The following is a 7487-nucleotide window of genomic DNA, read 5'->3' as shown; positions in this document are numbered from 1 at the left end:
GCCGCGAACGCCGCCGGCGAAGCCGTCGTCGGGCGCGACCGGAACTCATCAACTCCCAGCGGCGCACGCGCGATCGAGCGCAGCAGCCCAGTGAATCTCGCCGGTTCGCCGGACCCGGCCGCGCCGCCCGTTCGAAGATGGGGCCGCGCGGTCCGACGGCCGCAGGGCGGAGAGACCAACGGTGCGAGCTTGGACGCGGCCGGTGCCGGCCGCGCTGGTGACGATCACAACCGTTCTCGCGTACGGCGTGCCGGCGCTGCAGGCGCAGGCGGCACCCACCCCGGTCATCTCGTGGTCGGCGTGCCCCGAGGACGCCCAGGTGCAGTGCGGCACGATGAAGGTGCCGGCCGACTGGTCCGACCCGGCCGGCCCGGCCGCCTCGATCGCCATCGCCCGCCGCGCGGCCACCGACCCGGCCCACCGCATCGGCGAACTCCTGGTCAACCCGGGCGGCCCCGGCGGGTCGGCGGTCGACATGGTGCTCAACGCGTCCGGCTTCTTCACCAGCACCCTGGCCCGATATTTCGACCTGGTCGGCATGGACCCGCGCGGGGTGGGCCGCAGCGCGCCGGTGCTCTGCTCGCAGGAGCTCGTCGACCGGGCGCCGTCGCCGCTGATCGACTCGCCGAAGGCGTACGACGACACCGTCGCGTACAACCGCAGGCTGGCCGCCGACTGCGCCCAGCACACCGGACCGGTCTTCGCCCACGTCGACACCGCCAGCGTGGCCCGCGACATGGACGCCGTGCGGACCGCGCTGAACGTCAACCAGATCAGCTTCTACGGCGCCTCCTACGGCACCCTGCTCGGCGAGCAGTACGCCCAGATGTTCCCGGGCCGGCTCCGCGCGCTGGCGCTCGACAGCGTCATGGACCACACCGTCGGCGTGGACGACTTCCTGACCCAGGAGACCGACGCCGCCCAGGACTCGTTCGAGCAGTTCATCGCCTGGTGCACCCGCGACACCCGGTGCGTGGTGCGCGGCCAGGACATCCGCGCGCTGTGGGCCGGGCTGATGGCGCGGGCGCGGGCCGGCACGCTGGAGGACCCGTACGACCACCTGAAGAAGCTGCGCCTGTCCGACCTGCTCGCGGCCGCGTTCGCCGCCTTCTACGACCCGCAGTGGTATTCGTTCGCGTACTACCTGCGGGACGCCCGGTCGCTGGTCCCGGCCGGCCGGAAGGCCGCGCCCGACCTGACCGACCACAGCTTCCCGGCCGTCTTCTGCGCCGACTGGAACCTGCCGGCCGGCGACGTCACCCAATACCGGGCCCGGCTGCACGCGCTCGCCGCCCGGGCGCCTCAGATCCTCGCGTCGCCGCTCGCCGTGACGGCCACCTCCGGCTGCCTGGGCTGGCCGAACAAGCCCGCCAACCCGCAGGCCCCGCTCACTCCGGCCGCCATCCCGGTGCTGCTGGTCAACGCGGCCCACGACCCGGCGACCGCCTATTCCTGGGCCGCCCACGTGACCGAGGAGATGGGCCCGAAGGCGGTGCTGCTGCGCTACCGCGGCTGGGGCCACGTCGCCTACAACAAGACCAGGTGCGTGAGCGGCCTGGTCGACCACTACCTGATCACGCTGGCCACCCCCGCGCCCGGCACCACCTGTAAACCGGTCGAGCCGGAGCCGTTCGGCGTGGGTTAATAGCGGCGCCCGAGTCGGCGGGTGGTTCTCGTCACGCTCGCATCGCCGCGCCCGGGGAGTATTGTTAGCCAAGCTAAATACCTCGTGCTACTTGATACTCGTGTGCTCAGGAGGCGCCTTGAGTCGCCGCGCCCCCAAGGCGTCCATTCACCCGGACGTCCGGCTCAGCTGGCTTCGGCGTGCGCTGCCACTGGTCCTGGCCCACCGCGCGCTGCTGTTCACCTCGCTCGCCCTCTCGTTCGCCGGGCTGATCGTGCAGGTGCAGATCCCCAACCTGGTCCGCATCGGCATCGACAAGGCGGTCAGCACCCACGTCGACCCGCTCGCCAAGTACGTGTGGTGGATCATCGCGCTGGCGATCTTCCAGGGCCTGATCAACTTCGTCGCCCGGTTCCTGCTGCTGCGCACGGCGTACGAGCTCGAATACGACCTGCGCAACATCATGTACACCCACCTGAACCGGATGTCGTTCGGCTTCTTCGACCGGGTGCAGACCGGCGAGCTGATGTCGCGGGCCAACTCCGACATCCGCTCGATCCAGATGTACCTGACCTTCGGGCCGTCGATCATCGTGCAGTGCACGATCGCCGTGGTCGCGTTCGTGCTGATGCTGGCCATCAACGTGCCGCTGGCCATCGTCGCCATGCTCACGATGCCGGTGGTCGGCGTGCTCGGCGTGGTCATGCGCAAGAGGACGTTCCCGGTGTCGTGGCTGATCCAGTCCCGGCTGGCCCAGGTGGCGACCGTGGTCGACGAGAACATCCAGGGCGTCCGCATCGTCAAGTCGTTCGCCGCCGAGGGGCGCCAGCTGCGCACGCTGGCCGAGACCGCCGACCGGGTCCGCTGGGCGTACGTCCAGGACACGAAGATCAGCAGCCGGTGGAGCCCGGTCATGGACAACCTGCCACGGCTCGGGCTCGCCCTGGTGCTGCTGTTCGGCGGGATCATGGCGATCAACGGGCACACCACGGTCGGCACGATCGTCGCGTTCAACTCGTACGTGCTGATGCTCCAGCCGCCGTTCCGGATGCTCGGCATGATCATCATGATGGGCCAGCGGGCGGCGGCCTCGGCCCAGCGGATCTACCAGATCCTCGATACGCCGTCCGACGTGACGGATCGGCCCACCGCGAGTGAGACTCGGCTGAAGGGCGATCTCGCGTTCGAGGGCGTCTCGTTCGCGTACCCCAATGGAACCCTGGCCCTGCAGGGCCTCGACCTGCGCGTCCGACCGGGAGAAACGGTGGCCGTGGTCGGCGGGACCGGCTCCGGCAAGTCCACGCTCGGGCGGCTCGCCGCCCGCTACTACGACGTGACCGGCGGCCGGGTGACCATCGACGGGCGCGACGTCCGCGACCTGAAGCTGACCTCGCTGCGCGAGCAGGTCGGCATCGTGCCCGACGAACCGTTCCTGTTCTCGGTGTCGATCCACGACAACATCGCCTACGGGCGGCCGGACACCTCGCGGGCCGACGTGGTGCGGGCCGCCGAGTCGGCCGGGGCCGACGGCTTCATCCGCGACCTGCCGAACGGCTACGACACCGTGGTCGGGGAGCGCGGCTACACGCTCTCGGGCGGCCAGCGGCAGCGCATCGCGATCGCCCGCGCCCTGGTGATGAACCCGCCGGTGCTCGTCCTCGACGACGCGACCAGCGCCATCGACGTGACCGTCGAGCAGCGCATTCACGAGTCGCTGCGCAACCAGATGCGGGGCCGCACCACGCTGATCGTCGCGCACCGGCTCTCCACGATCAGCCTGGCCGACCGGGTCGTGCTGATGGAGGGCGGCCGGGTCGTCGCCGACGGCACCCACGCGTCGTTGCTCGCCACCGAGCCGCGCTACGGGCGCGTGCTGGCGTCGCTGGAAGTCGAAGACGAGAACGATGAGGTACTCGCGTGAGCATGTTCGGTGGGGGCTTCGGCGGGTTCCAGGGCGGCGGCCGTTCGGTGGTCGGCGCGGCCGGCCGCAACGGGGGCGGCGGCAACGGGCTGCCGTTCGCCGGCATCCCGGCCGACCTCGCGGCCGGCGTCGCCAAACTGGAGGCGAGCGAGCCCGACCACGGCGACCCGCACGTCCACTACGACCCGCTCGGCGACCGCGGCGGCAAGATCACGCTCGGGCGGCTGCTGCTCGGCCACCCGGCCTACCTGGTCACCTCGGCGATCGCGGTGCTGGTCGAGACCACGCTGCTGCAGGCCGGCCCGGCGCTGGTGCAGATCGGCATCGACCACGGCATCGCCCGGCACAACATGACCGTGCTGGTGTGGGCCACCGCGATCTTCGTGGCCGCGGTCGTCGCCACCGGCTTCGCCACCGCGACCCGCATGCGCCAGACCGCCCGGCTGGCCGCCTCGGCCACCCGTGACCTGCGCGTCCGCGTCTTCGCGCACCTCCAGCGGATGTCGCTCGACTTCTACACCGAGGAGAAGGCCGGCGTCATCCTGACCCGGATGACCTCCGACGTGGAGTCGCTGCAGAACCTGCTGCAGGACGGCTTCGCCCAGTTCGGCATCCAGGCGCTGACCATGGTCGTGGTCACCGCCGTGCTGATCCACTACGACCTCACGCTGGCCCTGATCACGCTCGCGCTGGTCGTGCCCCCGCTGGTGGTCATGTCGCTCTGGTTCCGGCACGCCGCCGACCACGGCTACAACCGGCAGCGCGACGCGATCGCGTTCATGCTCGGCAGCCTGGCCGAGAGCCTCAACGGCATCCGCGTGGTGATCGCCCACAACCGGGGCGAGCGCAACATCGTCGACCACCGCGAGGTCGTCGGCAACTACAAGGACACCAACACCTACACCGGCAAGATCAACGCGATTTACGGCCCCGGCACCTCGGTGGTCGGCCTGATCGCGATGGCGATCATGCTGCTGGTCGGCGGCCGGATGGTGCTGCGGCACGAGCTCACGATCGGCGAGCTGACCGCGTTCGTGCTCTACATCAACGCGTTCTTCCAGCCGGTGCAGCAGCTCGTCCAGCTCTACACCCAATATCAGCAGGCCCGCGCCGCGGTCGGAAAGATCCGCGGCCTCCTCACGACTCAGCCTTCGGTGCGCCAGTCGCCCTCGGCGACCGACCTTCCCCCCGTACGCGGTGAGATCGTCTTCGACGACGTGACGTTCGGTTACCTGCCTTCCGTGCCGGTGCTCGCCGGAGTCTCCCTGCGGATCGCGCCCGGCGAGACCGTGGCCTGTGTCGGCCCGACCGGGGCCGGCAAGTCGACGATGGCCAAGCTCGTCACCCGGTTCTACGACCCGACCGCGGGACGCGTCCTGATCGACGGCCACGACCTGCGCGACGTCACCCTCTCCTCGCTGCGCCGGCAGATCGGCGTGGTGCCCCAGGAGCCGTTCCTGTTCGTCGGCTCGCTGCGCGAGAACATCGCCTTCGCCCGCCCCGAGGCCACCGACGAGGAAGTCTGGGCGGCCGTCGACCAGGTCGGCCTGCGTGACCTGGTCGAGCGCTCGCCGGACGGCCTCGACACCCAGCTGCACGAGCGCGGCCAGTCGGTGTCGTCGGGGGAGCGGCAGCTGCTCGCGCTGGCCCGGGCGTTCCTGGCCGAACCCCGGGTGGTCGTGCTCGACGAGGCCACCTCCAACCTCGACCTGCACTCCGAACTGCGCGTCGAGGCGGCACTCGACGCGCTGCTGGAGGGGCGCACGGCGATCCTGGTCGCCCACCGCCTCTCCACGGCGATGCGCGCCGACCGCATCATCGTGGTCGACGACCACGGCATCGTCGAGTCGGGCACCCACGACGAGTTGGTCTCGGCCGGTGGACGCTACGCGGGAATGTTCGAGACTTGGGCGGCGCACGCCTAGTTTCTCTGGTAGGCAGGGATCGACGGGTGTCAGCGACGGCTCCACGGCGGCTGACGTCCGTCCCCGATATCCGGCTCTGCCTACTTCGGAGGATCGATGCGGATCTTGCCGGTTCTAGCTGCAGCTGTTCTTCCGGTCGCCTTGATCGCGGCCCCCGCTTCAGCCGCCCCCACGCTCGGAGCGACCGCCACCGGTTACGGCGGCGCGGTCGCCTCGGTCGACGCGACCGCCACCGCGGCCGGCCTCGACGTCCTACGCCGCGGCGGCAACGCGGTCGACGCGGCGGTGGCGGTCGCCGCCACCCTCGGCGTCACCGAGCCGTTCTCGTCCGGCATCGGCGGCGGCGGCTTCTTCGTCTACTACGACGCCCAGCACCACCGCGTATCGACCATCGACGGGCGCGAGACCGGCCCGGCCACGATGACCTCCAGCTACTTCATCGACCCGGCCGACGGCCAGCCGTACGACTTCTCCGAGGCCGTCTACAGCGGCCTATCCACCGGTGTGCCCGGCTCCCTCGCCACGTGGGACGCGGCCGCCCGCAGCTGGGGCACCCGGCCGCTCTCCCGCGCACTCCTCGACGCCGCGAAAGTCGCCGACCGGGGCTTCCTGGTCGACCCGACCTTCAACTCGCAGATCGCCGCCGACGCGGCCCAGTTCGGCCAGTTCTCGTCGACCACGAAGCTCTACCTGCCCGGCGGCAAGCCGCCCGCGGTCGGCACCACCCAGCGCAACCCCGACCTCGCCCGCACCTACCGCGAGCTGGCCCGGCGGGGGATCGGTGACTTCTACCGGGGCGCGATCGGAGCCGACATCGTCAAAACGGTCCAGCACCCGCCCCTGGCGTCACAGCCGATCGGCACCTGGCCGTACCCGATCCGGCCCGGTGTCCTCACCCAGCGCGACCTGGCCGCCTACCAGGTCCGCCGCCCCGCCCCGACCCACTCCGACTTCAAAGGCCTCGACGTCTACGGCATGTCGACCCCGTCGAGCGGCGGCACGGCCGTCTCGGAGGCACTGAACATCCTCTCGGCCGCGGGCGTCTCGTCGTCGAAGGACCTCACCAAGGTGCTGCACTACTACCTCGAAGCGTCGGCGCTGTCCTTCGCCGACCGCGGCCGCTACGTCGGCGCCTACACGCCGCAGCCGGTGCTCACCAAACTCGCGTCGGACTCGTGGGCCCGGCAGCGCGCCTGCCAGATCTCCCCGACCAAGGCCTTCGTCCCGCCGGTGGCCCCCGGCGACATCCACGCCTGGGGGTGCACCCCTTCCTCGCCGGGCGGCGCCACTGAGCAGGGCCAGAGCACAACCAACCTGACGGTGGCCGACAAATGGGGCAACGTCGTCGAGTACACCCTGACCATCGAGCAGATCGGCGGCAACGCCATGGTCGTGCCGGGCCGCGGCTTCCTGCTCAACAACGAACTCACCGACTTCAACTTCACCGGCACCCAGGGCACCGCCCCCGACCCCAACCTGCCCGGCCCGTCGAAGCGCCCGCGCAGCTCGATGTCCCCGACGATCGTCCTCAAGGACGGCAAGCCGTTCCTCGCGACGGGCTCACCGGGCGGCGCCACCATCATCACCACGGTGCTGCAGATCCTGGTCAACCGCCTGATCCTCGGCATGACCCTGCCCGAGGCGATCGCGGCCCCGCGCGCCTCCCAGCGCAACACGGCCGGCATCCAGGCCGAGCCGGCTTTCCACGCCGCTTACGGCCCGGCGTTGGAATCGCTGGGCCACACGTTCGGCCCGGACACCCCCGAACTGGGCGCCGCAACCGGCATCGAATTCACCGGCCACGGCGGCCTGACCGCCGCCGCCGAACCCGTACGCCGAGGCACCGGCGCCGCCGGCGTAGTCCACCCCACCTCCTAGTTCCCGGCCCAGCCTGCCCGGGCCCCGCCCACCCGGCGAGGCCCGGCTCGGCCGGCCGCGTGACCGGCCGGCATCCCGGCCCTCGGCACCGATTCGTCGAAGACATCGCCGTCCCGGGCCCGGCTGCACGCGCTCGCGG

At 71.1% G+C, this 7487-nt stretch carries 4 protein-coding genes; all 4 read left to right on the top strand.

Annotated features, from left to right (window positions below; all coding sequences use genetic code 11):
- Nucleotides 1-181 precede the first annotated feature (181 nt).
- Complete coding sequence (locus tag AB0M88_RS42200) at nucleotides 182-1645, top strand: alpha/beta hydrolase (RefSeq protein WP_364111886.1); 1464 nt, start codon at nucleotides 182-184, stop codon at nucleotides 1643-1645.
- A gap of 118 nt (nucleotides 1646-1763) precedes the next feature.
- The gene (locus AB0M88_RS42195; RefSeq protein WP_364111885.1) at nucleotides 1764-3545 is read left to right on the top strand and encodes an ABC transporter ATP-binding protein; all 1782 of its coding nucleotides are present in this window, start codon (nucleotides 1764-1766) and stop codon (nucleotides 3543-3545) included.
- A 2-nt stretch (nucleotides 3546-3547) separates the two neighbouring features.
- Nucleotides 3548-5470 carry an ABC transporter ATP-binding protein gene (locus AB0M88_RS42190; protein ID WP_364111888.1) on the top strand — a complete coding sequence of 641 codons (1923 nt, stop codon included), beginning with the start codon at nucleotides 3548-3550 and terminating at the stop codon, nucleotides 5468-5470.
- A gap of 96 nt (nucleotides 5471-5566) precedes the next feature.
- Nucleotides 5567-7348, top strand: a complete 1782-nt coding sequence (locus AB0M88_RS42185) for a gamma-glutamyltransferase (protein ID WP_364111883.1) — start codon at nucleotides 5567-5569, stop codon at nucleotides 7346-7348.
- Nucleotides 7349-7487: the final 139 nt, after the last annotated feature.

The organism is Actinoplanes sp. NPDC051411, from assembly GCF_040682075.1.
In the GTDB taxonomy this organism is placed as follows: Bacteria; Actinomycetota; Actinomycetes; order Mycobacteriales; family Micromonosporaceae; genus Actinoplanes.
Note: the sequence above shows the minus strand (reverse complement) of the source record. Positions and strands in the feature narration are given on the sequence as shown.